Here is a 24,874-nt window from a genome sequence, read left to right as displayed (position 1 = left end):
AATCGGCGCGGTTTGTTCCGCGCTGGGCGGTTAGCGGCGGACCACCGGGTTGGAGAGGCGGCCGATGCCCTCGATCTCCACCTCGAACCGGTCTCCTGCCTTGACCAGGCCGACGCCGGCCGGGGTGCCGGTCATGATGACGTCGCCGGGGAGCAGGGTGAAGGCCTGCGAGACGATGGAAACGAGTTCGCGGACGCCGCGGATCATCTGGCTGGTGCTGCCGTCCTGGCGGAGCTCGCCGTTAAGCCGGCCCTGGATCTGCAGGTCCTCGGTGTCCAGTTCGGTCTCGATCCACGGGCCCAGCGGCGCCGAGGTGTCGAAGCCTTTCGCCCGTGCCCACTGCAGATCGGTCTTCTGGACGTCCCGGGCGGTGAGGTCGTTGCCGCAGGTGTAGCCGAAGACGACGTCGTCGACGCGCTCCTCCGGGACGTCCTTGCAGATCCGGCCGATCACGACGCACAGCTCGGCTTCGAAGGAGACCTCCTCGGAGAACTCCGGCAGGATGATCGGATCGTTGGGGCCGATCACCGAGGTGTTGGGCTTGAGGAAGAGCAGCGGCTGCGCCGGCACCTCGTTGCCGAGCTCGCGGGCGTGTTCCACAAAGTTGCGCCCGACGCCGATGACCTTGCTGCGCGGGATGATCGGGGCGAGGAGGCGGACGTCCTCCAGCTTGTGCTTGACGGCGGTCCGCTCCACACCGTGGAAGAAGGGGTCGCCATTGATGACAGTGACTTCCTCACTGCCGGGCTGGCCCTCAACAATGCCGTACATGGGATCAGAATCGACTACAAACCGGGCGATACGCATGGTTCCTAGCGTACCGTCTCAGGCGGCAAGGCCCGGGCTGCTCGTTTCAGGAGGGGCCATGTGAGCGCAGGTAATCGAGTTGTGCGGCGACGGACAGTTCCGCCGCGGGCCGGACAGCCGGGTCGACGGCGGCGTAGACGGCGTCGGCCACTTCTTCGACGCCCGCCTCCGCTCCGAGCCCGGCGAGGGCGGCGCGGATCTGGGCCAAGCGGTCCTGCCGGTGGTCCCGGTAGGCGCGAACGATGCTGTCCAGCGCCGGAAGCATGGGGCCGTGGGCGGGCAGGACGGTGGCCGGACCCAGGCTTTCCAGCCGGTCCAAGGACTCGAGGTAGTCCCCCAGCTTGCCGTCGGGGTAATCCAGGACGGTGGTGCCGACGCCTAAGATCGTGTCCCCGGTGAGGACGGCGCCGTGGGCTCCGTCCTGGGGCAGGTGGAAGCAAACCGAGTCGGAGGTGTGGCCAGGGGTCGCCAGCACACGGATTTCCACCCCGGCGGCATGCAGCACCTCGCCCTCCCGAAGCGGCTCTCCCCCGTGGCAGTGTGCGGGGTCTGCGGCGCGGACGGGGGCTCCGGTGAGTTCGGCGAAGCGTGCCGCGGCCGCGGTGTGGTCGGCGTGGCGGTGCGTAATGAGGATCAGTTCGACGGCGCCGTACTGGGTCAGTTCGCGCAGGTGGTCTTCGTCGAGGGGTCCCGGATCCACCACCACGACGCCGGCCGAGCCGGGTGCCGCCACCACGTAGGAGTTGGTGCCGTGCAGGCTCATCGGGCCCGGGTTCGGGGCAAGGCGGAACCGCGTCAGCTCGGTGCTGCGGACCAGGGCGCGGGCATCATCGGGAATCACTCTTCCATCTTCCCACCGGGGACGCTCAAAGGAGCAGCAGGACGACAATGACGGCGGGCAGAAGGGCCTCGGCGAGGGCGCTGGCCCAGAGCCGGCGCTCGGACAGGACCAGAATGATGCCCAGCAGGACGTGGCCGACGGCGGTGAATAACAGGAGGGTTCGGCCAGCCGCCGGCTCCGCACCGGTCAGCATGAGCGCACCGATAATCGCGCCCACGCCCCAGATCATGTTGTAGAAGCCGAGGTTGAAGGTCCACATCCGCACCGCCGCGACGTCTTCCGGTTCGATCAGGAAGAGCCGGTAGAACCGCTGGTCACGGAAGAAAAACGACTCCAGGATGCCGACGGCGATCAGGACGATCCCGAAAACGATGCCCAGAACCTGTATCAGCCCAGTCATGGCTCCAGTGTGGCGCTGCGGCCGGCAGGAAAACAGGGACTTCCGGACCTTAAGGGTGTGTTGGCTGGCGGCCGCAAACTGCGGCGGCCCGCACCCGAAGGTGCGGACCGCCGTCGTACTTGTTGCTGCGGGCTACGCCAGGCGGGTCAGCCAGCCGTGCGTGTCCTCCACGGTCCCGGTCTGGATGCCGAGCAGCTGCTGGCGGATGGCCATGGTGGTCTCGCCGGCCTTGGCGTCCTCGGAGCCGATGAACTCGGTGTCGTCCTTGAGCACGCCGATCGGGGTGATGACGGCTGCGGTGCCGCAGGCGAAGACCTCGGTGATCTCGCCGGAGGCGACGCCGTCGCGCCACTCATCCAGGGTGATCTTGCGCTCGGTGACCTCGCGGCCCATGTCCCGGGCGACCTGCATCACGGAGGAGCGGGTGACGCCCTCCAGGATGGTCCCGGACAGCGCGGGGGTCACCAGCGAGCCGTCCTTCATCACGAAGAAGACGTTCATTCCGCCGAGTTCCTCGACGGCGTTGTCGTTGAACTGGTCCAGGAACAGGACCTGCTTGCAGCCGTGCGCCTCGGCTTCCTGCTGCGCAATGAGGGAGGCCGCATAGTTTCCGCCGCACTTGGCGGCGCCGGTGCCGCCGCGGCCGGCACGGGCGTATTCGCGGGAGATCCAGATGGAAACCGGCTTCAGTTCGCCGCCGAAGTAGTTGCCGGCCGGAGAGGCGATGACGCGGAACGACACTTCGCGGGCAGCCCGGACGCCCAGGAAGGCCTCGGTAGCGATCATGAAGGGGCGCAGGTAGAGGGCCTCGCCGTCGCCGGAAGGAACCCATTCCCGGTCCACGGACACGATCTCGCGGATGGCGGTAAGGAAGTATTCCTCCGGCAGCTCCGGGAGGGCGAGCCGGCGCGCAGATTTGTTCAGGCGCGCGGCGTTGGCTTCGGGCCGGAACGTCCAGATGGAGCCGTCGGCGTGGCGGTAGGCCTTGAGCCCTTCGAAGATCTCCTGGCCGTAGTGAAGGACCGCTGCGGAAGGATCAAGCATGATGGGACCGTAGGGTTCGATCCGCGGATCGTGCCAGCCGCCTTTGCCCTCGGCGTCGACGCTGTAGTCGACGATCGCGGTGTGGTCGGTGAAATGGTCGCCGAATCCCGGGTTGGCCAGGATGGCTGCACGTTCTTCAGCGGACTTCGGGGTTGCCGAGAGCCGCTGGCTGAATTCGACGCCATGGGCAGTCTGGGTCATGGTTCCTCCACGGTCGGCTGCCTGGTGTATGAACGTGGTTCATCCTCGGACCACGGCAGCATTTTGGTGATTCGCAACAAGCTTACGCCCGGGTGTCAGAGGGCGGCGGCGATCGCGTCGCCGATGGCGGCGGTGCTCCGGTAACTGCCGTCCCGGCTTTCGACGTCGGCGGCCACGGCCGCCTCGATCTTCCGTGCCGCAGTTGCGTAGCCCAGGTGGTCCAGCAACAGCGCTGCGGACAGGATGGCCGCGCTGGGGTCGGCCTTCTGCTGGCCGGCAATGTCCGGCGCCGATCCGTGGACCGGCTCGAACATGGACGGCGCGGTGCGGTCCATGTTGATGTTGCCCGAGGCTGCGAGGCCAATGCCGCCGGTGATAGCGGCGGCAAGGTCGGTGAGGATGTCACCGAAGAGGTTGTCCGTGACGATGACGTCGAAGCGCGCCGGGTCGGTGACCATGAAGATCGTGGCAGCATCCACGTGCAGGTAGTCGTGGCTGACCTCGGGGAATTCCTGCGCCACTGCTTCCACGGTCCGCTTCCAGAGGTGCCCGGCGAAGACCAGGACGTTGTGCTTGTGCACCAGGGTCAGCTTCTTGCGCGGGCGCTCGTTGGCGCGGCGGAAGGCATCCCGGACCACACGCTCCACACCGTGGGCGGTGTTCAGCGAGACCTCGGTGGCCACCTCGTACGGGGTGCCTGCCCGCAGCGTCCCGCCGTTGCCGACGTACGGCCCCTCGGTGCCTTCACGGACCACGATGAAGTCGATGTTGCCCGGGTTCGCGAGCGGGCTGCCGACGCCGGCGTACAGCCGGGAGGGGCGCAGATTCACGAAGTGGTCCAGGCTGAAGCGCAGCTTGAGCAGCAGTTCGCGTTCGATGATCCCGGAGGGGATCCGGGTGTCGCCGGGGGCGGCTCCCACCGCGCCAAAGAGAATGGCGTCCCGGGTACGGAGGTCGGCGAGGGTTTCTGCCGGCAGCGTCTCCCCCGTCTCCAGCCAGTGCTGGGCGCCGAGCTTGTAGTGGGTCTGCTTCAGGTCGATGCCTTCGGCGGCGGCGGCCTTCTCCAGGACCTTTAGCGCCTCGGCCGTAACTTCCGGGCCGATGCCGTCGCCGGGGATGACTGCGAGATCAATCGTGGATGCGCTCATGTTTTCAGGGTAGCCAAGGCATCCACATGCTGGTCAAATTGTCTCAATATTCGGAAGGGTGGCGGGGGATCCTCAGCCGGCCGCAACCGGGGACGCGACCACGGTCACGTTCTTTCCCCAGAGGTCCCCGGTATAGCAGGAAATCAGCACCAGTCGATTGGGGACGACGGACCAGATGGGGCTGTCCTTCAGGCCCGACTTGAGGTAGGTGGTCACGGAATCCACCTTGTAGGTGATGACGCCGGTGGCCGTCTGTACAGTCAGTTTGTCGCCGGGTGCGGCCATGGTGCTCAGGTGGTTGAAGGGCGCGTCGACGCCCTGCCAGCTGTGGCCGACGACGTAGGTGGTGTTTGTCGACCCGACACCTGGCACACCGAAGGGGGTGAGCCAGTAGCCGTCCATGGTTTCGGGAGGAACGATGCTCTGGCTTGCAGCTTCACTCTGGCTTGGCTGCAGGGGATGAATCACCACGTCCATCCGCGCTGCGGGATAGGAAATGCGCTGCGGGGCGGCCGCAGCCGGGCCCGGCACCGGCGGGGCGGTGCGTCGGACGGCCGCCTTGGGGGCTGCTTTTTGTGGAGCAGAGGAGGTGGGACCAGGGGCGGACGGAACCGGGCTTTGCGCTGCTGCGGTGGCCGTAGGAATGGGTCCCGCTGCGGGCCCGGCGGCGCCGCTACCTCCGGCATTGAGACCGAAGGCCGCGTAGACGAGCCACGCCGCCAGCAGCCCAACGATGCAGGCGACCAGCACCAGTTTGTCCCGGCCCCCCAGCAGCAGTCCACGCGGTGCCGTCTCGACGGAATGATCGGCATTACGGCGAAGGGCCATGAGAGCTCCTGGTGCAGTGCTTGCTCGAGGGCAATAGCTGTGCGGGCCGGCTGCACAACGGCAACCGGCCCGCATCTTTCCTAGCAGTTGGCGTTACCGCTCCGGACCATGCCCCGGAGCAGGGCCGTTGCGGCCCCCGCTGTCAGGAGTCCGGTCAGCACGGCGAGCCAAAGCGGAATTCCGGCACTGGGAGTGCCGGCCACCGCCGTCTGGACGTTGAAGCCCATGTTGACCACGGGAGCACCCTGGGCCGCGCCGGTCGGCGGTGCCACAGGCTTCGCTGCGGGCGGCGCTGCGGGCTTCACAGCCGGCGGGTTCTTGGGCTCGTGTGCCGGCGGATCCTCACACTCGTCCTTGTCCCACTTGCCCGGCCAGTCGCAGTCATCGCCGTGGTGATGACCCTTGTCGCCCTTGTCCCACTTGTTCGGCCAGTCGGCGCGGTCTCCCCTGTCTCCATGGTCGCCCTTGTCACCGCGGTCGCCCTTGTCCCACTTGTTCGGCCAGTCGGCGCGGTCGGCCGTGTCGCCATGGTCGCCCCTATCCCACCTGCCCGGCCAGCCGGCGTGGTTTCCCTTGTCGCCACGGTCACCCGGCTCGCACTTATCGTCCTTGCCGGGCCAGTTTGCGTGGTCGCCGTGGTCGCCCTTGTCGCCCTTGTCACCGTGGTCGCCGTGCTCGCCATGGTCGCCATGGTCGCCCTTGTCGCCCGGCTTGTGCGAGCCGTCCGGCTTGTCACCCGGCTTGTGCGAGCCGTCCGGCTTGTCACCCGGCTTGTCGCCCGGCTTGTGCGAGCCGTCCGGCTTGTCACCCGGCTGGTGCGAATTGTCTGGCGTTCCGCCGTTTGCCGGCGGGTTGGTCACCGGAACGGTCGGAGTCTCTGGAGTCCCGCCGTTGGCCGGCGGATCGGCCACTGGCGGGATCGTCACGGGCCCCGGCAGGGGGTCCGGCTTCTCCGAGTTGTCCGGCGTACCCGAGGCCACGGGCGGGATGGTCACCGGACCCGGCAGCGCATCCGGCGCCCCCGCGTTGTCCGGTGCCCCCGCGATGTCCGGTGCGCCCGGGTTGTCGGGCTGGCCGGCGCCAGGCGCCTGGCCAGGGCCGCCCGTGCCGGGCGAGGATGTCACTTCCCCGCTCCCGGTGTCACCGCCGCCGACAGCAGCGGCGTTGGCCGTGCCCGCTGAACCCAGCAGTGCCAGACCTAAGATCCCCATTGTTGCGATAGTTCGTCTCATTTTTGGTTGCTCCATCACGAGTCGACTTTCGATCTGACGGCACCCAGCGGAGCAACATCGGCGACCGGGTGTGCGAGTCCCCGGTCTGGAACATTGAGGGTGAGTGATGAGTTACTCCCCCAAGGGCTTCATCAGACCGCTAACGCCGTAACCGTATGCCGGGGCAACTCGGAGAGTCCCGAGTAATCTCTGCCCGCTTTCACTCCCGGAGCACCCGTTACGAAAGGGAAACTACTTGGGCGCAAAAAAGCGAGGTGACAGTTCACCGCGGTGTTCCGGGCGAACACTGCCGTGAACTGTCACCTCGCGGGGTGGTGCGGGGGATCAGTTGGGGCTACGCCTCTGCGGGCTCCTCGTACTTGGGAAACACCGGGGCCGGGGCAGGCAACGGCGTCCCGGCCTCGATCGGGGTCTCCAGCGCAGCGAAGTCGCGGGCTTCCCCTTCGGACTGGCCCAGGCTGTCAAGGATGGCCGCGGCCGCCGTCGGCATGACCGGCTGGGCGAGGATGGCGACGATCCGCAACACTTCGAGGGTGACGTACAGAACGGTGTTCATGCGTTCGACGTCGGTCTTCCGCAGCACCCACGGAGCCTGCTCGGCGAAGTAGGCGTTGGTGTCGCCGAGCACGTTCCAGATGGCTTCGAGCGCGCGGCTGAATTCCTGCTTCTCGAACGCTGCGCGGGCGATGCCCAGCAGGCCCATGGCCTGGCCCAGCAGTGCGGCGTCCTCTGCGCTGAAGCCGGCCGGGACCGGGACGCGGCCCTCGCAGTTCTTCGCCACCATGGACAGGGAACGCTGCGCCAGGTTGCCGAAGTTGTTCGCCAGGTCCGAGTTCATCCGACCGACAATCGCGTCGTGGCTGTAGTTGCCGTCAGCGCCGAACGGCACCTCGCGGAGCAGGAAGAAGCGGACCTGGTCCAGTCCGTACTGCGCCACCCAGTCAGCGGGCGCCACCACGTTGCCCAGCGACTTGGACATCTTGATGCCCTGGTTGTGCAGGTGGCCATGGATCATCACACGCTTGGGCAGTTCCAGCCCGGCGGACATCAGGAATGCCGGCCAGTACACGGCGTGGAACCGGGAGATGTCCTTGCCGATCACGTGGACGTCGGCGGGCCAGTACTTCCGGAAGCTCTCCGAGTCCGTGTCCGGGAAGCCGACGCCGGTCAGGTAATTGGTCAGCGCGTCGACCCAGACGTACATGACGTGGTCCGGGTTGCCCGGCACCGGCACACCCCATTTGAAGGACGTCCGGCTGATCGAGAGGTCCTCGAGGCCGCCCTTGACGAAACTGATGACCTCGTTGAAGCGGCTGTGCGGGGCGCCGAAGTCCGGGTGGTCCGCGTAGAGGGCCAGCAGCCTGTCCTGATAGGCCGAGAGCTTGAAGAAGTAGCTCTCCTCCTCGGTCCAGGTCACCTCGGTGCCGGTTTCGGAGGCGTAGCGGAGGCCGTCTTCACGGACCTCGGTCTCGTCCTCGACGAAGTAGCGCTCGTCGCGGACCGAGTACCAGCCGGCGTACTTGGAGAGGTAGATGTCTCCGTTGGCTTCCATCCGCTGCCAGAGCGCCTTGGCCGCCTCGTAGTGGTCCGGGTCCGTGGTGCGGATGAAGCGGCTGAGCGAGATGCCCAGGTCATCGCTCATCTGGCGGAACGCGGCCGAGTTGCGGTCGGCGAGCTCCTTGACCGGGATGCCTTCCTTTTCCGCCGTCTGCTGCATCTTCAGGCCGTGCTCGTCGGTGCCGGTCATAAAGAACACGTCATAGCCGTCCAGCCGCTTGAACCGCGCCATCGCGTCCGTGGCGATGACCTCGTAGGCGTGGCCGATGTGCGGCACGCCGTTGGGGTAGCTGATGGCCGTGGTGATGTAGAACGGGGTTTTTTCGGAAGGCGTCACGTTATTAACCTAGATCAGTTCGGTCAGGGTATCGCTCTGGCGGACAAGTTCGTGGTCGTGTGAAGCAACCAGGACGGCGATGCCGTCCGACGTCGTGTCCTTGAGGATGCTGATGATGCGGTTGGCCGAGGTGCGGTCCAGGCTCGCGGTGGGCTCGTCGACCACCAGCACGCGGGTGCCGAGGATCAGGGCCCGGGCGATCGCGACGCGCTGGCGTTCGCCGCCGGAGAGCTGGGCGGGACGGTGGCGCATGCGCCGGCCCAGGCCGACGAGGTCCAGGAGGTCCTTGGCCATGTCGCGGCGCTGTTCCACCTCGCCGTCGGGGACGGCCGGCAGCAGCACGTTCTCCAGCGCGCTCATGCCGTCTATCAGCGCGCCGCCCTGGTCGACGTACCCGATCAACGCCCGGCGGCGGTCGGCGATTTCGTCGTCGCCCATGGTTTCGAGCGAGTCGCCTTCCCAGAACACCCGGCCCGACGTCGGCAGGGTCAGGCCCGCGCCGACGGTCAGGATGCTGGTCTTGCCCGAGCCGGAGCGGCCGGCGACACAGTGCATTTCGCCGGCGTGCAGCGTCATGTTGAAGTCGTCGACGACGTTGACCGCCTCCGCGCCGCCCTTGCCGCCGCCGTAGTGGATGGTGATGTTGCTCAGTTCCAGCGGCGTGGCGTGGTCCGCGGCCTTCACGATCGTGTTGGCGCGGGTCTGGTGGCCGCCGTTCCCGGTGCTCTCCGGCATCCGGTTCCGGGCCGCCCTGGTCAGGTTCAGCTCGTTAGTCATTGGACCACTTTCGTTGCAATCGGAATCCAGCAAAGTACAGCCACGAGTCCGGCGATTCCGGCCCAGAGTGCGGCATAGGGGGCGAGGAGCAAGCCAATGCCCAGGGCGCCAAGGACACCCAGCGGCACGGCGATGGCTCCCACCATGGCATTTTCGAAGAAGCGGACCTGGCCCAGCATGTCCGGGTTCCAGCCCATCGCCTGCAGGATGCCGAGGTACTGGCGCTTGGCTCCCAGTTCGAAGCGTCCGGTGACCATGGTCAGCAGCAGGCCCACGGCGACTCCGGACACGCCCAGGATGATGCTCGGCATCGCGATACTGGCCGCGGCCAGTCCGCTGAGGGCGCTGGCGCCCGCGGCACGCGGAATGTCGATCAGCAGCGCGGCAAGTCCGCCCACCGCGGCACCGAAGACGCCGACGGCGACGGCGAGGGAGCCGGTGTTGAACTTGTTGGTGCTCAGCTGCCTGCTGGCGAAGGTCAGCGGCGAATCGACGGGGATGAGCCGTTCATCGTGCTGCGGTTCCTGGTCGATGACCTCCCGGTGCCGCAGCTGCTGCGCCGCGAAGTAGGCGGCGCCGCAGTAGAGGACCAGGACCGAAGCGGAGACGACCGCGGTGGCAGGGTTCCAGCTGAGCAGGCTCAGGGCGATCCCGGCGACGGCCAGCAGTGCCGCGCCGACGCCGAACTCGGCGAGCACCCAGGACCGGATCTTGCGTTGCGTCCAGCCCATGGCCCGGAGCGTTCCGGCCTCGCGGCGGCGCTTGCGGACATAGCTGACGGTGGAGGCGCCGGTGAGCAGGGCGGCCCCGCACAGGGTCAGGAAGAGCAGGGTGAGGTTGGTGCCGGTCAGCGAGCCGGAGACCGCGTCGGCGGCGTCCTGGCGAACCCAGGACTGCTGCACGGTGCCCAGCGGCGACTCCTTGCCGGCGTCGTCCTTGGAGTAGCCGGGCACGAAGATGCTGGCGTCCTCGCGGGCCGAGCCTGCAACCACGGTCGCCTGCAGGCCCATGTCGCGGATCTCGCTGGCAAGCTTCTCGACCTCGGGCTGGGCCTGCTTCCAGCTGCCGTCGACCTTGGCACGGACGCGCACGGCGTCGATCACGGAGGCGTTCTTCTCGTAGCCGCGGGCCGCGGCCAGGCCGTAGTAGTCGGTGATGGCGCCGGCCGACTGGCTGACCAGGCCGGTACCGCTGAGTGAAGGCTTGAGGGCGGTCTTTTCGACGTCCTTGCCGTCGGCGTCCTTGGTCAGGGTGAACGGGGTCGGGTCATAGCCGCCGAGCGGAAGCCGGTTGACGTCGCCGGCCGCTTCCTGGACCTTGGCTGGATCGAAGGTGCCGTAGACCATGGCCAGCGGGGTGGCGGGCTTCTTCCCGGTCGCAAGGTTTTCGCGGTAGGAGCGCTCGTCGACCGGGGTGCGCTGCGTCTGGTCCACCGGGGCGTCGTTGGCGCCCTTCTCCGGCAGCCGGTTGACGGTGACCCAGTCGCCCGGGACCGCGGACTTGTCGACGGCGCCGTTGCCGGCCGTCTTTCCGTCCTTGTACTTGGGCGCGGCGGCGAAGTCGGTGCTCCAGGTCGCGGGGTTGTAGAGGCCCTGGCCGAAGCTGCCGGTGTCGCCGAGCAGCTTGGAGAGGTCCTTGGATCCGGGCCACTCCAGGGCGAACGGGGACTTGGAGACGAAGGGAAGGTAGTCCTTGTCCAGTGAGCGGGTCACGGTGCCGACGTCCTTGGTGACGTTGCCGGCGTCGTCGATTTCCTCGATCTTGACGGAGTACTTGAGGTCAAGGGAGGTGCCGGACCGGACGATCAGCGGAATCGCCTGCGAATCGTCGGTCAGCTGACCGGCGCGCTTGGCCTGCTGGTACTGCGTCATCAGCGGGGCCCAGTACTTCAGCTTGACGCCAAGGAAGTCGGGGCCCTCCTTGAGCTGTTCCATGCTGATGCCGCTGGTGAAGAGGCTTTCGAAGTGGCGGCCGATCGCGCCGGCATTGCGGGCGTCGGCCGGGGGCGCCTTCTCCAGCGGCGCGAGGAAGTCGCCGGAGCCGCCCAGGAGCGCGCGCTCCGAGACCGGATCGACGGCGACGACGGACTCGGTCACCTGCGGGGCCAGCGGCAGCGAAACCGAGAGGTTGAACAGGTTGTGCTCCGAGCCGCCGGCCGGGGCGGGGAACTTGATTCCGGTCTCGCCTTCCGGGCCCGCGATCCGGACGTTCTTGCCTCCGGCCACTTCCTCTTCGATGAGCTTGGCCCTGCCGAGGGAGCCCTCGGCGGTCGTCTTGAACAGGGTCTGATCGGACGTGCCGTCCGACTTCACGGCACTGGCGGTGAGGCGGTATTTCTTGGCCGTGTCGCTCAGGACAGACTCGGCGGCGGGCCACTTGGACGGATCGGTGGCGCTGGGGTCACCGGCGGTGCCGGCCAGTCCGGCGTTGTAGCCGAGGTAGTCGGTAGCGTCGAGGCGCGGGGTTTCGAGGTTCTGCGAGACCCGGGAAACGAGGCTGATCGGAGCCGCGACCGAGGTGCCGGAAAGCTTGCGGATGGAGTCCAGCTGTTCGAAGCTGATGCCGCCCTGGCCGGTGGCGATTTCGGGCTGCATGAGCCCGCCGTTGTCGTCGGCCTTGGCCTGGACGAGGACGTCGTAGAGCCCCCGGGAGTTCTGGTCAACGGTGCGGTTCAGCGCGGCCTGCGACTGGCCCTGCACCAGCACGGACAGGCACATGGCCACGATCAAAATGGACGCGGTCAGCAAAAGCACTCTGCTTCTGATGAACCTCTGGACGGCGTTCATTGGGCTCCTGAAAGCTGGATTGCGTGCGCACACCGCTGTTCATTCCGCGCGGAAATGAAGGCGTCCCCGGCCGGGTGTGCAAAAGTAAAGGCCGGTCTGCCGGCCAAATCCGAAAATCGGACCTAGCCATTGTACGCAGACCGGCCGCTCATTCGTGGCCGCCTGCGACGGTGTTGCCGCCGCAGGCGCCCACGCTGGGGACCTAGTCCTCGAGGTCGACCTCGCGGACCATATCGGCGCCGATTCCGGCCTTGATCGCTTCCAGCACCTGCTGCGGCACGGAGCTGTCGATGGTCAGGAGCGCAAGCACCTGGCCGCCCTCCGCCTGCCGCGCCACCTGCATGCCGGCGATGTTGATGTTGTTCATGCCGAGGATGTGTCCGATCGTGCCGATCACGCCCGGACGGTCCGAATAAGCCACCACCACGAGGTGTTCGCTGATCGGGATTTCGACCTCGAAACCGTTGATTCCGACGAGCTTCTGGATCTGCTTGGGCCCGGTCAGCGTGCCGGCCACCGAGATCTGGCTGCCGTCGCTCAGGGCCCCCCGCAGGGTCAGGACGTTGCGGTAGGACTCCGTGTCCGGGGTGGTGATGAGCCGGACGTTGATCCCCCGCTGCTCGGCGATCACGGGCGCGTTGACGTACGAGACCTGTTCGGTCACGACGTCGGCGAAGATGCCCTTGAGGGCCGCGAGTTCGAGGACCTTGACGTCCAGCGAGGAGATTTCGCCGGCCACCTCCACGTCGAACTGGGTCAGCGAAGCGTGGGTCATTGCGGTGAAGATCCGGCCCAGCTTCTCGATCAGCGGGATCCCGGGGCGCACGTCCGGGGCAATGACGCCGCCGGCTACGTTCACGGCGTCTGGCACCAATTCGCCGGCGAGGGCCTGGCGGACGGACTTGGCAACGGAGACCCCTGCCTTTTCCTGGGCCTCGTCGGTGGACGCGCCCAGGTGCGGGGTCACCACGACGTTGTCGAGCTTGAAGAATGGCAGGTCGGTGCTGGGCTCCTTGACGAACACGTCGACGCCGGCGCCGGCGATCTCGCCGGACTCCAGTGCCGCGTACAGGGCTTCCTCATCCACCAGGCCGCCGCGGGCGACGTTGACGACGTACGCGCTGCTCTTCATCTTCTTGAAGGCCTCCGCGCCGAGCATGCCGACGGTCTCGGGCGTCTTGGGCATGTGGATGGTGATGAAGTCCGACTGGGCCAGGAGCTCGTCCAGGGTCACCAGCTGCACGCCGAGCTGGGCGGCGCGGGCGGAGGTGATGTAGGGGTCGTACGCGAGGATCTTCGTGTCGAAGCCCTTCAGGCGGGCCGCGACGAGGGCGCCGATCCGGCCGAGGCCGATGATGCCGATCTTCTTCTCGAAGAGCTCCGTGCCGGTGTACTTGGAGCGCTTCCACTCGCCGTCCTTGAGCGCGGCGGAGGCCTGCGGGATGTGGCGGGCGAGGCTGAGGATGTGGCCGACGGTGAGTTCGGCGGCAGAGACGATGTTCGACGTCGGGGCGTTGACCACCATGACGCCGGCCTGGGTGGCGGCCTTGATGTCGACGTTGTCCAGGCCCACGCCGGCGCGGGCGATCACCTTGAGGTTCTTCGCGGCGGCGATGGCCTCGGCGTCCACTTGGGTGGCGGAGCGGATCAGGATCGCGTCGACGTCGGCGATCGCGGAGAGCAGCTGGGAACGGTCGGCTCCGTCGGTCTGGCGGATTTCAAAGTCCGGGCCGAGGGCCTCGACTGTGGCGGGCGAAAGTTCCTCAGCGAGGAGTACGACAGGTTTGGTGCTTGTCACCGGTGACCTCTTTAGCTCTCTTGTATTCAGGTGGGGATTTTGGTGAAACGTCGGTGGTGCAGATGTTGCGGGTGGTGCTGAACGCAGGGGAGCCGGACCCCGGTGCGGGTGTCCGGCTCCCCTGCCGGCCAGTTGCCTTAGCGGGCCACTGATCCTTCGGTGTAGTCGTCTTCGTTCTTGATCCAGGAGAACAGCTTGCGCAGTTCGCGGCCGGTGGCCTCGATCGGGTGGTCTTCACCCTTCTTGCGCAGGGCCTTGAACTCGGGGGCTCCGGCGTCCTGGTCGTCGATGAAGCGCTTGGCGAAGGTGCCGTCCTGGATGTCCTTGAGGACGGCCTTCATGTTTTCCTTCACCTCGGGGGTGATAACGCGCGGGCCGGAAACGTAGTCGCCGTATTCCGCCGTGTCAGAGACGCTCCAGCGCTGCTTGGCGATACCGCCCTCGACCATCAGGTCGACGATCAGCTTGAGCTCGTGCAGCACCTCGAAGTAGGCAACCTCGGGCTTGTAGCCGGCCTCGGTGAGGGTCTCGAAGCCGTACATGATCAGCTGCGAGGCGCCGCCGCAGAGCACAGCCTGCTCGCCGAAGAGATCGGTTTCGGTCTCTTCGGTGAAGGTGGTCTCGATGACGCCGGCGCGGGTGCCGCCGATCGCTTTGGCGTAGGACAGGGCCAGTTCCTTGGCCTTGCCGGACGCGTTCTGCTCGACGGCGATCAGGTCCGGCACGCCGCGGCCTGCTTCGAACTCGCGGCGCACGATGTGGCCCGGTCCCTTGGGTGCGACGAGGGCGACGTCGACGTCGGCCGGCGGCTTGATGTAGCCGTAGCGGATGTTGAAGCCGTGTCCGAAGAACAGGGCGTCGCCGGCCTGCAGGTTCGGGGCGATGTCCTCGGCGTAGACGTGGCGCTGGACCTGGTCCGGGGTGAGGATCATGATGAGGTCTGCTTCGGCGACGGCGTCGGCGACGTTGAGAACGCGCAGGCCCTCGGCCTCGGCCTTGGCGCGGGACTTGGAGTCTTCCTTCAGGCCGACGCGGACGTCAACACCGGAATCGCGCAGGCTGAGGGCGTGGGCGTGGCCCTGGGAGCCGTAACCGATAACGGCGACGGTGCGGCCCTGGATGATCGACAGGTCGGCGTCGTCGTCGTAGAACATTTCAGTCACTGGGGTGTCTCCTTTGAATGGATTCTTTGGTGTTGTCTGTGGAAATTCAGGGTATTGCTGTGTTGCTGCAGGCTTGGCACGGCCGCTTAGGCGGAGCGCAGGGCCCGGTCGCTCATGGAACGGGACCCTCGGCCGACGGCCAGGGTGCCGGACTGCACGATTTCGCGGACGCCGAAGGGCTCCAGCACCGAAAGCAGTGCGGTGAGCTTGTCGGGGTGGCCCGTCGCCTCAATGACCACCGACTCTGTGGAGACGTCGACCACTGAGGCACGGAACAAGTCGGCTGCCTGGGTTACCTGCAGCCGGGTTGCGGCATCCGCACGTACCTTGACCAGGATGTGGTCGCGCTGTACGGAAGATTCGGGGGTGAGCTCGACGATCTTAATCACGTTGATCAGCTTGTTCAGCTGCTTGGTGACCTGTTCGATCAGCTCGCCGTCGGCGTCGACGACGACCGTCATCCGGGAGATGCCCGGAACCTCGGTCGGGCCGACGGCCAGGGAGTTGATGTTGAAGGCGCGCCGGGCGAAGAGGCTGGCGACGCGGGTCAGCACACCGGGTTTGTCTTCGACCAGAACGGAGAGTGTGTGGCGGGTCATGTTCAGTCCTCTTCTTCCCAGTCCGGGGTCATGTTGCGGGCAACCTGGATCTGGTCGTTGCTGACTCCGGCGGGAACCATCGGCCACACCATGGAGTTAGGGCTGACGACGAAGTCGATCACGACCGGGCGGTCATTGATTGCCAGTGCCTTCTGGATGGTGGCGTCGATGTCCTCGTCCCGTTCGCAGCGGAAGGAGGCGCAGCCGTAGGCGTCCGCCAGCTTGACGAAGTCCGGGATCCGGACGGTGTCATGGCCGGTGTTCAGGTCGGTGTTGGAGTAGCGGCCCTCGTAAAAGAGGGTCTGCCACTGGCGCACCATGCCCAGCGAGGAGTTGTTGATGACCGCCACCTTGATCGGGATCTTGTTGATGGCGCAGGTGGCGAGTTCCTGGTTGGTCATCTGGAAGCAGCCGTCGCCGTCGATCGCCCAGACCACGCGTTCCGGCTCCCCCACCTTGGCGCCCATCGCGGCCGGCACGGCGTAACCCATGGTGCCGGCGCCGCCGGAGTTCAGCCAGGCGTGCGGGCGTTCGTACTTGATGAACTGCGAGGCCCACATCTGGTGCTGGCCGACGCCGGCGACATAGACGCCCTCGGGGCCGGTGAGGGCACCGATCCGCTCGATCACGCGCTGCGGTGCGCTGAGGCCGTCCTCGGGTTCGGTCCAGCCGAGCGGGTAGGTCTCCTTGAGGTTGTTCAGGAAGGCCCACCAGTTGCCGAGGTCCGGGGTGCCGGAGGCTTCGAACTGGAGGCGCAGGGCATCACTGAGCTCCGGGATGATCTCCTTGACTGAGCCCACGATCGGCACGTCGGCGGTGCGGTTCTTGGAGATCTCCGCCGGGTCGATGTCCGCGTGGATGACCTTGGCGTTCGGGGCGAAGGACTTCAGGATGCCGGTGACCCGGTCATCGAAGCGCGCACCGAGCGTGATCAGCAGATCGGATTGCTGCAGCGCGGTCACGGCGGACACCGTGCCGTGCATGCCTGGCATGCCGACGTGCTGCGGGTGTGAGTCCGGGAAGACGCCTCTGGCCATCAGCGTCGTAACCACGGGGGCGCCGGAGAGTTCGGCGAGTTCCCGCAGTTCCGCGGATGCGTGGGCCTTGACCACGCCGCCGCCGACGTACAGCACCGGCTTTTTGGCGGCCGCGATCAGCCTGGCGGCTTCACGGACCTGCTTGCTGTGACCGCGGACCACCGGCCGGTAGCCGGGCAGGTCGATCTTGGGCGGCCAGGAGAAGGTCATCTGGCCCTGCTGGGCGTCCTTGGCCACGTCCACGAGGACGGGGCCGGGACGGCCGGTCGAGGCGAGGTGGAACGCCTCGGCCATCACGTGCGGGATGTCGTTGGGGTCGGTCACCAGGAAGGAGTGCTTGGTGATCGGCATGGTGATGCCGACGATGTCCGCCTCCTGGAAGGCATCGGTGCCGATGACTCCGCTGGAGACCTGCCCGGTGATGGCCACCATCGGCACGGAGTCCATGTGGGCGTCCATGATGGCGGTAACGAGGTTGGTGGCACCGGGGCCCGAGGTGGCGATGCAGACGCCAACCCGCCCGGTGACCATGGCATAGCCTTGCGCGGCGTGGCCGGCTCCCTGTTCGTGACGGACCAGAATGTGGTTCATTTTGGAGGCCATCAAGGGGTCATAGGTGGGCAGGATCGCGCCACCGGGCAAACCGAAAATGTCCTGGACGCCGAGTTCTTCGAGCGAGCGGACGATTGCTTGCGAGCCGGTCATCACCGTCGGGGGTACGACGTTGTTCGGCCCAAGGACGGGAGAGGCAGCAGCATGCTCGACGCCGGCGTCTGCCGGGCGTTCGATGCGTTCCGGAGCCTTGTGGGCTCCAGCGGACTTTGTGGCCATCAGCGAGGGGCTGATCGGCGATCCTTTGCTCATCGGACTCTTCCTTTGGTGGATCTACTGTGATCGTGGAACTACGGGTAATAAAAAAACCCCTCAGCCTAGGCGGCTCTTCGAGGGGTTTGCGCGTGACGGTTCGTTACCAGTCGGGCTATGGAGCCACGCGCTTGGTAAGTACGACGGAGACGCCTGAAGTGACGCCAGCGGTAACGATCTCGATCATGAGTTCAGTTTTCCCTCTGAGCAAGACAGGTGTCAACGAGCCAAGCCCCTGTCTCACGATGTGGACTCCATTGTCCACTTTTTGAACGCCTCTCCCAAGTAGCTCGCATTAGTTGTCGTTATGGGGCCCCATAACGACAACTAATGCGAGCCAGTTGGGCAGGTATTACCCGCAGTAGGCGCCCGTGGAGGCGCTGTGGACGAGCTTGGCGTACTTGGCAAGCACGCCCTTGGTGAACTTGGCCGGCAGCGGCTCCCAGCCCACCTTGCGCGCTTCGAGCTCGGCGTCGTCCACCAGGAGGTCGAACGTCCGGGCCCCGATGTCCACTCGGATCCGGTCGCCGTCCTTGACGAAGGCGATGGGGCCGCCGTCGACCGCTTCCGGTGCGACGTGGCCGATGCACAGGCCCGTGGTTCCGCCGGAGAAGCGGCCGTCCGTGAGCAGCAGGACATCCTTGCCGAGGCCTGCGCCCTTGATCGCGCCCGTGATGGCGAGCATCTCGCGCATGCCCGGGCCGCCCTTGGGGCCCTCGTAGCGGATCACGACGACGTCGCCGGCCTTGATCTGGCCCTTGTCCAGTGCGTCCAGGGCGCCCTGTTCGCGCTCGAAAACGCGGGCGGTGCCTTCGAAGACGTCGGCGTCGAAGCCGGCGCTCTTCACGACGGCGCCTTCCGGAGCCATCGAACCGTGCAGGATGGTGATGCCGCCGGTCTTGTGGATCGGGTTGTCCATGGCGCGGAGCACCTTGCCGTCCGGGTCCGGCGGGTTGATCGAGGCGAGGTTCTCGGCGACGGTCTTGCCGGTCACGGTGAGGCAGTCGCCGTGCAGCAGGCCGGCGTCGAGCAGGGCCTTCATGATGACCGGGACGCCGCCGATCTTGTCGACGTCGGTCATCACGTAGCGGCCAAAGGGCTTGAGGTCGCCCAGGTGCGGGATCCGGTCGCCGATCCGGTTGAAGTCCTCGAGGCTCAGCTCGACCTCGGCCTCGCGGGCGATGGCCAGCAGGTGCAGCACCGCGTTTGTGGAGCCGCCGAAGGCCATGGTCACGGCGATCGCGTTCTCGAACGCCTTCTTGGTCATGATGTCGCGGGCGGTGATGCCAAGGCGCAACAGGTTGACGACGGCCTCGCCGGACTTGTGCGCGAAGACATCGCGGCGGCGGTCGGCCGAGGGCGGGGCGGCGGAACCCGGAAGGGACATGCCCAGGGCCTCGCCGATGCAGGCCATGGTGTTGGCGGTGTACATGCCGCCACAGGCGCCTTCGCCCGGGCAGATGGCCCTTTCGATGCGGTCGAGGTCCTCGCGGCTCATCTTGCCCGCGGCGCAGGCGCCCACAGCCTCGAAGGCGTCAATCAGCGTGACTTCCTTCTCGGAGCCGTCTTCGAGCTTGACCCAGCCGGGCATGATCGAGCCGGCGTACAGGAAGACGCTGGACAGGTCCAGGCGGGCGGCCGCCATCAGCATGCCCGGCAGGGACTTGTCGCAGCCGGCCAGCAGTACCGAGCCGTCGATCCGTTCGGCCTGCATGACGGTCTCGACCGAGTCCGCAATGACTTCGCGGGACACCAAGGAGAAGTGCATGCCCTCGTGGCCCATGGAGATGCCGTCGGAGACGGAGATGGTGCCGAACTGCATCGGGAACCCGCCGCCGGCGAAGACGCCTTCCTTGGCGCCCTGGGCGAGCCGGTTCAGCGAAAGGTTGCAGGGAGTGATTTCGTTCCACGAACTCGCCACGCCCACCTGGGGCTTTGCGAAGTCGTCGTCGCCCATGCCGACCGCCCGGAACATGCCGCGCGCGGGCGCGGCGTGGATTCCGTCGGTAACGACCCGGCTGCGGGGCTTGATGTCCGGCTTGGTCTCTGTCGCTGTTTGGGTGTCCTCACTCATGGCTCAAAGTCTAGGGCTCCGCCGTCGGCAGCAACGAGCCGGACTGGCTCATTAAGTGTAAAACCGGGAATATTTCGCCCAAATAGTGGACGGTTGTCTCACCCCTTGGACTCCGCGGCTCGTTCGGCTCAAATGCTGTGAGCCGCGTCACGCAGCTCGGGGGCTTCGGCGACCGCCTGGGCCTCCGCCTTCAGCAGCATGAGTACCTGCTGGATAGTGGTCCGGGCGGCGGCCTCGGGACGAGCCAGGGCCACGATGCTTCGGCTGGCCTTGACGCCGCGGAGCGGGCGGAGCACAAAGCCTCGCCCCTGGTTCTTCAGGGCGGTGTAGCGCGGCAGGAGGCTCAGCCCGTGCCCGGCACTGACCAGCGCCTCCAGCACCCGCAGGTCCGGGAAGAGCTGCGCCCGCAGGGCCGGGGAATCGGCCTGCATCTCGATTTGCCGCAGGACGGTATCAAAGGGGAAACCGTCGGGCACGCCCATCCAGGGGAACCCGACGACGTCCTCGGCGCTGAGCGTCGCCTTGCCGGCCAGTTCGTGGTCCGCCGGCACCGCCACGTCCAGCGGTTCCTCTATCAGGGGGATCACCTGGAGGCCCTGGCGGGCGAAGACCTCGGGTCCGTCCACGCTGTGGGCCAGGACAATGTCGTAGTCCGCGGCCAGCGCGGCGAAGCCGGCGACGCCGGGGTCCTCGAAATGCGCCTCGAAGCGCAGTCCGTCGATCTCCTTCACGCGGTGCAACAGTCCCGGCAGGAACATTTCCGCGGCACTCGGAAAGAACGCCGCCTTGATGTGCGTCTGCCAGCCGAGGCGGTAGGTGTCGATGGTTGCCTCGGCGCGGGCCATGGCCGTGGAGACCTCCGCAGCGGCGCCGGCCATGGCCAGCCCTGCCTCAGTCAGCCGCACTCCCCTGCCGGACTTCTCCACAAGCACTACACCGAGTTCGTCCTGCAGGGTCTTGAGCTGTTGTGAGACTGCGGAAGGCGTTACCCGCATGGCCTCGGCGGTGGCCCCCACGGTGCCGCGGTCCGCCAGCTCGCGAAGAATCCGCAGTCGCTTGAAGTCCATGATGCGAGGCTACACGGGGCCGGTCCGGAACGCTGGACAGCCGCGTCGGGCCGGACGTAACGTCAAACAGCGGCAACCTTGCCGCCTGGACAGAAGGATTCGGCTATGGATTGGATTATCTGGCTCATCGTCATCGTGGTGATTGTCGGCGTCGTGTGGTGGCAGCTGAACCGCAACAATGCCCGCAGTGGCGCTGGAACCCCGACGTCCACCGGGTCCGGAGCCTCGTCGAGGGCTGCCGAGGACCGGGCAAGCCACGACGGCGCCCTGTCCGGCGGGCCCGCCGCCGCGTCGGCCGCCGCGGCCGCGACCACAGGGATGCCTTCCGCCGCCGGATTTGGCAACGCCGAGCCGCAGCCGCCAACCACCGCCGACGACGACGCGGCGGGTGCGCAGGCGGGGAGCACCACAGCCGAGGGAGCTCCCAAGGAGGACGCGCCCGCCGAGGGCGGCACCGCAGCGGGCAGCTCCGAGTGGGAGACCCAGTGGTCGGAGACGCCGCCGGCCGAGACACATGCCGCCACGCACCACGACCTTCCGCACGGGGGCCACGGCGAACACCTGGCCCACGGCGCCCACGCCGAAGCGCCGGAAGCACACACCCCCGTGCACCACGCCGAATACACCGAGCCACACGCCCCCACCCTCCCCGGCGCGGAGTCCGCCGCGGCCGAGGCTGCGGAACTGGAGACGGCGCAGGCAGCATCATCGGCCGCACTCACCGAAGGCTCAGCCAGCCACACCGCGGCGCCCTCCGGGCATCTGGCCGTTGAGCAGCCGTACGGCGAGGGATCTGCCGCGCCGGCCGCGGATGGAAGCGGCCCGGAGGGCTTCACCGTCAAGGGCAACGCCTCCTCGATGATCTACCACGACGAGACCAGCCCCTCCTACGAGGAGACCCGGGCAGAAGTCTGGTTCCTTTCCGCCGCCCATGCGGAAGCAGCGGGCTTCCGGCCGCCCCGCCGCTCCCGGCTGTAGCAATGCAGCGGCGGTCGCCGCGGCGAGCGGCGCGGGCAGCGGCGGTGGCGGTACTGGCTGCGTCCCTGGCCGCGGCCGGCTGCACCGGCAGTCCACCCGCTCCCCCGCCGCCCGCCAGCAGCCCGCCCGCCAGCAGCGAGCCGGCTGCCAGCAGCCCACCCGCCAGCAGCGAGCCGGCTGCGGGCGTCCTGAGAGTTGCCGGCCGCATCGACGCCGGGCTGACGCTGCCCTGGTCTGTGGTCTTCCTGCCGGACGGCACTGCCCTTATCTCGGAACGGGACAGCGCGCTGCTAAAGTCCGTGCCGCCAGGCGGCGGTCCCGCAGCGACGGTCGGCAAAGTGCCCGGCGTCAACCCCGGCGGCGAGGGCGGACTGCTGGGGCTGGCCCTTTCTCCTCAGCTTGCGGCCGGCCGGTATCTATACGCGTATTTCACGGCCGGGCCGGACAACCGGATCGCCCGCTTCCGGCTCGCTGGGAACGGCCTCCCGGATCTGGGCGCCCCCGAAACCATCTTCACCGGAATTCCCAAGGCCTCCACACACAACGGAGGCCGCATCCGGTTCGGCCCCGACGGGTACCTCTACGTCGGAACCGGCGACTCCCAGCGCCGCGACCAACCCCAGGACCGCAACGCCCTCGGCGGCAAGATCCTGCGCCTCACCCCGGACGGGAGACCCGCTCCCGGCAACCCCTTCGGCTCGAACCCCGTCTACAGCCTCGGGCACCGGAACGTCCAAGGGCTCGACTGGGACAGCGCGGGCCGGCTGTGGGCGAGCGAATTCGGTCCGGACAGAGACGACGAACTGAACCTGATCGTCCCCGGCGGCAACTACGGCTGGCCCGAGGTGACGGGAGCCCCGCACCGCGAAGGGTTCCTTGACGCCAAAGTGGTGTGGCCCTCGACGGCGGACTCCTCGCCCAGCGGGCTCGAAATCGTTGGCGACACGGCCTACCTCGGCGCCCTGCGTGGCCAGCGGCTTTGGGCGGTACCGCTGCGCGGCGAATTTGCCGGCGATCCTGTGGCCTATTTCACAGGCAAATATGGTCGGATCCGCGACGTTTCGCTCGCCCCGGACGGACGCCTCTGGGCGCTCAGCAACGGCCAAAACCCTGATTTTGTGCTGGTTTTGGGGCTGTCCAACTAGCCGGGGAGCCCCGTCGGCCGCTCGATTTCACACTGCACTAAAACTCGTGTAGAGTTTCATGTCGTTGCGGAGAACACCGCGGGAAATAAAAAGCCCGGGGCGAACGAAAACAACAGCTGCACCTCTAGCTCAACTGGCAGAGCAATTGACTCTTAATCAATGGGTTCCGGGTTCGAGTCCCGGGGGGTGCACAAGCCAAAACCCCGTCTTTTCGGTCTGACCGGAAAGACGGGGTTTTTTGTTTTGCATGGATCGGCGGCCCTGGATCCAGGGCCGCCGGGAGCGTACCCACATGCGACGCCGGCGGCGACCCGGTCAGGCGTTGCTGTCAGGCGTTGCTGTCAGGCATCGCGGTACTTCACCGACGCGAGTCCGCCGCCCACTGCGGCTGCCGTCCAGGCAAGCACAACAAGGCCGCCCTGGACCGGGGTTAGCCGCTCGGGCGAGGTCCGGATGGCGACCATGTCGCCCCCGGCGGACGCGGGCAGGAACAGGCCGACGTCCTGGAAGGCGTCCCCCAGGCCCGACAAGATGGCAACGATTACCGGAAGAATCATGAGGATGCCCAGCGTGGCGACAAGGCCGCCGGCGCTGTTGCGCAGCATGGCACCAATGCCAAGGCCCAGGACGGCGATCAGAGCCAGGAAGACGGCGGCGTTGAGAATGCTCCGGACCACACCGTCGGCGGTAAGTGCGTAGTCCAGACCCTGCGGCTGCAGTATCGGCTGGGCCACAGCGTACGAGATGAGAGCTCCGAGGATGCCGGTGGCGAAGGCGGTTGCGGCGATGACGAGCGTTTTCGACAGCACGGCGGTCATCCGGCGTGGCACGGCGGTGAGCGTCGTGGTGATCATGCCGGTGCTGTATTCGGAGCCGATCTGGATGACGGCCAAGGAGGCGATCAGGAACTGGGCGACCATGATCCCGGTTGCGGGGACTTCGCGGGCAAATATGCTGAATTCCTTCAGGATGCCCTCCCGCTCAGCTCCAGCGGGCCCGCCGTAGACGGCGAACGAGGCAGCCATGTCTGCCACGGAGAAGGCTTTGAGCATGCCGACCCCGACCATGCCGAGCAGCGCGACGGCGAGGATGACGTAGCTGGAACGCAGCGAGGTCAGCTTGATCCACTCGGCGTGCACGGCCCGGAGGAAGGTGAGCCTGGTCCCGCTGTCCCGGCGAGGGACGGCAGTGGCACCGTTGCTCGAGGTTACTGTGGTGCTCATCGGTTTCCCTCTCCGGCCCCGGCCAATGCGGCGGAGCGGTATTCGACGTCGTCGCGGGTCAGTTCCATGAAGGCCTCTTCGAGCGTCGCCCGGACCGGGGTCAACTCGTGAATCAGTGCATCGCATTCCCGCGCTATCCAGGCGATCTTCCGCGGTTCGGCACCGGAGACTTCCAGGAGGCCCGGTTCAAGTTCGCGAAAGAGGATCCCGCTGGCTGCCAGCCCCGCCTGCAACCGGGTTGATTGGTCGCTGCGCACCAGCGCCCTGTCCTGCCCCTGGGCAAGGATCTCGGCTACGGGCGCGTCCGCGATGATCCGGCCCCGTCCGATGACGATCAGGTGGTCGGCAGTCTGCGCCATCTCGCTCATCAGGTGCGAGGAAAGGAAGACCGTCCGGCCCTCGGCGGCGAGGCCTTTGGCCAGGTTGCGGACCCACTGGACGCCTTCCGGATCGAGTCCGTTGACAGGCTCGTCGAAGATGACCGTCCGGGGATCCCCCAGCAGTGCGGCAGCAATGCCGAGGCGCTGGCCCATGCCGAGCGAGAACCCTTTGACGCGCTTGCGGGCCGTCTCCGAGATCCCGGTCATCGCCATGATTTCCTCGACGCGGCTGCGGCTTATGCCGTGTGTGGCTGCCAGAACGGACAGGTGTTTGAAAGCGCTGCGGGCCGGGTGAACAGACTTGGCATCCAGGAGGGCACCGACTTCGTGCAGCGGCGCCGCGTGCCCGGCATACGGCCGTCCGTTCACCAGCACCCGCCCCGCGGTGGGCCGGTCCAGTCCCAGGATCATGCGCATGGTGGTGGTCTTGCCGGCCCCGTTCGGGCCCAGGAAGCCGGTCACCTGCCCTGGCCGGACGGTGAACGTGACGCCGTCAACGGCGGTGCGCTTCCCGTAGGTCTTGGTAAGGCCGAATGCCTCGATCATGGTCCAGCTTTCTTCTCGGCGAGTCTGGCGGCTGACGTTCCG

General features: G+C 67.1%; 20 protein-coding genes and 1 tRNA gene. 3 read left to right on the top strand and 18 right to left on the bottom strand.

Features of this window, described 5'->3' with window-relative positions; all coding sequences use genetic code 11:
- Positions 1-30: 30 nt before the first annotated feature.
- The 16 genes from AC1DH3_RS04085 to AC1DH3_RS04010 form a co-directional block, all read right to left on the bottom strand.
- The gene (locus tag AC1DH3_RS04085; protein WP_441417441.1) at positions 31-807 is read right to left on the bottom strand and encodes a fumarylacetoacetate hydrolase family protein; all 777 of its coding nucleotides are present in this window, start codon (positions 805-807) and stop codon (positions 31-33) included.
- A 46-nt stretch (positions 808-853) separates the two neighbouring features.
- The gene (locus AC1DH3_RS04080) at positions 854-1,648 is read right to left on the bottom strand and encodes an MBL fold metallo-hydrolase (RefSeq protein ID WP_476908638.1); all 795 of its coding nucleotides are present in this window, start codon (positions 1,646-1,648) and stop codon (positions 854-856) included.
- A 25-nt stretch (positions 1,649-1,673) separates the two neighbouring features.
- A complete protein-coding gene (locus AC1DH3_RS04075; RefSeq protein ID WP_476908637.1) occupies positions 1,674-2,048 on the bottom strand; it encodes a DUF1304 family protein in 375 nt (124 codons plus the stop codon).
- 132 nt (positions 2,049-2,180) lie between these two features.
- The gene (locus tag AC1DH3_RS04070; protein WP_476908636.1) at positions 2,181-3,293 is read right to left on the bottom strand and encodes a branched-chain amino acid aminotransferase; all 1,113 of its coding nucleotides are present in this window, start codon (positions 3,291-3,293) and stop codon (positions 2,181-2,183) included.
- Between the two features lie 95 nt (positions 3,294-3,388).
- Complete coding sequence (locus tag AC1DH3_RS04065; RefSeq protein ID WP_476908635.1) at positions 3,389-4,441, bottom strand: 3-isopropylmalate dehydrogenase; 1,053 nt, start codon at positions 4,439-4,441, stop codon at positions 3,389-3,391.
- Positions 4,442-4,513: 72 nt separating this feature from the next.
- Positions 4,514-5,269: a class F sortase gene (locus tag AC1DH3_RS04060; protein WP_476908634.1), complete on the bottom strand. Its 756-nt coding sequence runs from the start codon at positions 5,267-5,269 to the stop codon at positions 4,514-4,516.
- A gap of 80 nt (positions 5,270-5,349) precedes the next feature.
- Complete coding sequence (locus tag AC1DH3_RS04055; RefSeq protein ID WP_476908633.1) at positions 5,350-6,480, bottom strand: hypothetical protein; 1,131 nt, start codon at positions 6,478-6,480, stop codon at positions 5,350-5,352.
- 355 nt (positions 6,481-6,835) lie between these two features.
- On the bottom strand, positions 6,836-8,395 hold the full coding sequence (gene metG / locus AC1DH3_RS04050; protein ID WP_476908632.1) for a methionine--tRNA ligase: 1,560 nt from the start codon (positions 8,393-8,395) through the stop codon (positions 6,836-6,838).
- 9 nt (positions 8,396-8,404) lie between these two features.
- Positions 8,405-9,172, bottom strand: coding sequence for an ABC transporter ATP-binding protein (locus tag AC1DH3_RS04045; RefSeq protein WP_476908631.1), 768 nt, complete (start codon positions 9,170-9,172; stop codon positions 8,405-8,407).
- On the bottom strand, positions 9,169-11,958 hold the full coding sequence (locus tag AC1DH3_RS04040; protein ID WP_476908630.1) for an ABC transporter permease: 2,790 nt from the start codon (positions 11,956-11,958) through the stop codon (positions 9,169-9,171). Before AC1DH3_RS04040 ends, AC1DH3_RS04045 begins: the two co-directional genes overlap by 4 nt.
- A 202-nt stretch (positions 11,959-12,160) precedes the next feature.
- Entirely contained in the window at positions 12,161-13,756 is a 1,596-nt protein-coding gene (gene serA / locus AC1DH3_RS04035; RefSeq protein ID WP_441417432.1) for a phosphoglycerate dehydrogenase, read from the bottom strand.
- Between the two features lie 137 nt (positions 13,757-13,893).
- Complete coding sequence (gene ilvC / locus AC1DH3_RS04030) at positions 13,894-14,919, bottom strand: ketol-acid reductoisomerase (protein ID WP_441417431.1); 1,026 nt, start codon at positions 14,917-14,919, stop codon at positions 13,894-13,896.
- A gap of 86 nt (positions 14,920-15,005) precedes the next feature.
- Positions 15,006-15,518, bottom strand: coding sequence for an acetolactate synthase small subunit (ilvN, locus tag AC1DH3_RS04025; RefSeq protein ID WP_138768975.1), 513 nt, complete (start codon positions 15,516-15,518; stop codon positions 15,006-15,008).
- 2 nt (positions 15,519-15,520) lie between these two features.
- Positions 15,521-17,419, bottom strand: coding sequence for an acetolactate synthase large subunit (locus AC1DH3_RS04020; protein WP_476908629.1), 1,899 nt, complete (start codon positions 17,417-17,419; stop codon positions 15,521-15,523).
- 352 nt (positions 17,420-17,771) lie between these two features.
- Positions 17,772-19,493 carry a dihydroxy-acid dehydratase gene (gene ilvD / locus AC1DH3_RS04015; RefSeq protein ID WP_476908628.1) on the bottom strand — a complete coding sequence of 574 codons (1,722 nt, stop codon included), beginning with the start codon at positions 19,491-19,493 and terminating at the stop codon, positions 17,772-17,774.
- 128 nt (positions 19,494-19,621) lie between these two features.
- Positions 19,622-20,560: a LysR family transcriptional regulator gene (locus AC1DH3_RS04010; protein WP_441417428.1), complete on the bottom strand. Its 939-nt coding sequence runs from the start codon at positions 20,558-20,560 to the stop codon at positions 19,622-19,624.
- A 105-nt stretch (positions 20,561-20,665) separates the two neighbouring features.
- On the opposite strand from AC1DH3_RS04010, the gene AC1DH3_RS04005 reads away from it, so the two are divergent.
- From AC1DH3_RS04005 to AC1DH3_RS03995, 3 genes are all read left to right on the top strand, one after another.
- Positions 20,666-21,538: a sunset domain-containing protein gene (locus tag AC1DH3_RS04005; RefSeq protein WP_476908627.1), complete on the top strand. Its 873-nt coding sequence runs from the start codon at positions 20,666-20,668 to the stop codon at positions 21,536-21,538.
- A gap of 2 nt (positions 21,539-21,540) precedes the next feature.
- Positions 21,541-22,683: a PQQ-dependent sugar dehydrogenase gene (locus AC1DH3_RS04000; protein ID WP_476908626.1), complete on the top strand. Its 1,143-nt coding sequence runs from the start codon at positions 21,541-21,543 to the stop codon at positions 22,681-22,683.
- Between the two features lie 118 nt (positions 22,684-22,801).
- Positions 22,802-22,874, top strand: a tRNA-Lys gene (locus AC1DH3_RS03995).
- A gap of 150 nt (positions 22,875-23,024) precedes the next feature.
- Here the strand turns inward: AC1DH3_RS03995 and AC1DH3_RS03990 are convergent.
- Together AC1DH3_RS03990 and AC1DH3_RS03985 are read right to left on the bottom strand one after the other, a co-directional pair.
- Positions 23,025-23,906: an ABC transporter permease gene (locus tag AC1DH3_RS03990; protein ID WP_476908625.1), complete on the bottom strand. Its 882-nt coding sequence runs from the start codon at positions 23,904-23,906 to the stop codon at positions 23,025-23,027.
- Positions 23,903-24,832, bottom strand: a complete 930-nt coding sequence (locus AC1DH3_RS03985) for an ABC transporter ATP-binding protein (RefSeq protein WP_441417424.1) — start codon at positions 24,830-24,832, stop codon at positions 23,903-23,905. Before AC1DH3_RS03985 ends, AC1DH3_RS03990 begins: the two co-directional genes overlap by 4 nt.
- Between the last annotated feature and the right edge of the window lie 42 nt (positions 24,833-24,874).

Source organism: Arthrobacter sp. 05L428 (assembly GCF_056397665.1).
Note: the sequence above shows the minus strand (reverse complement) of the source record. Positions and strands in the feature narration are given on the sequence as shown.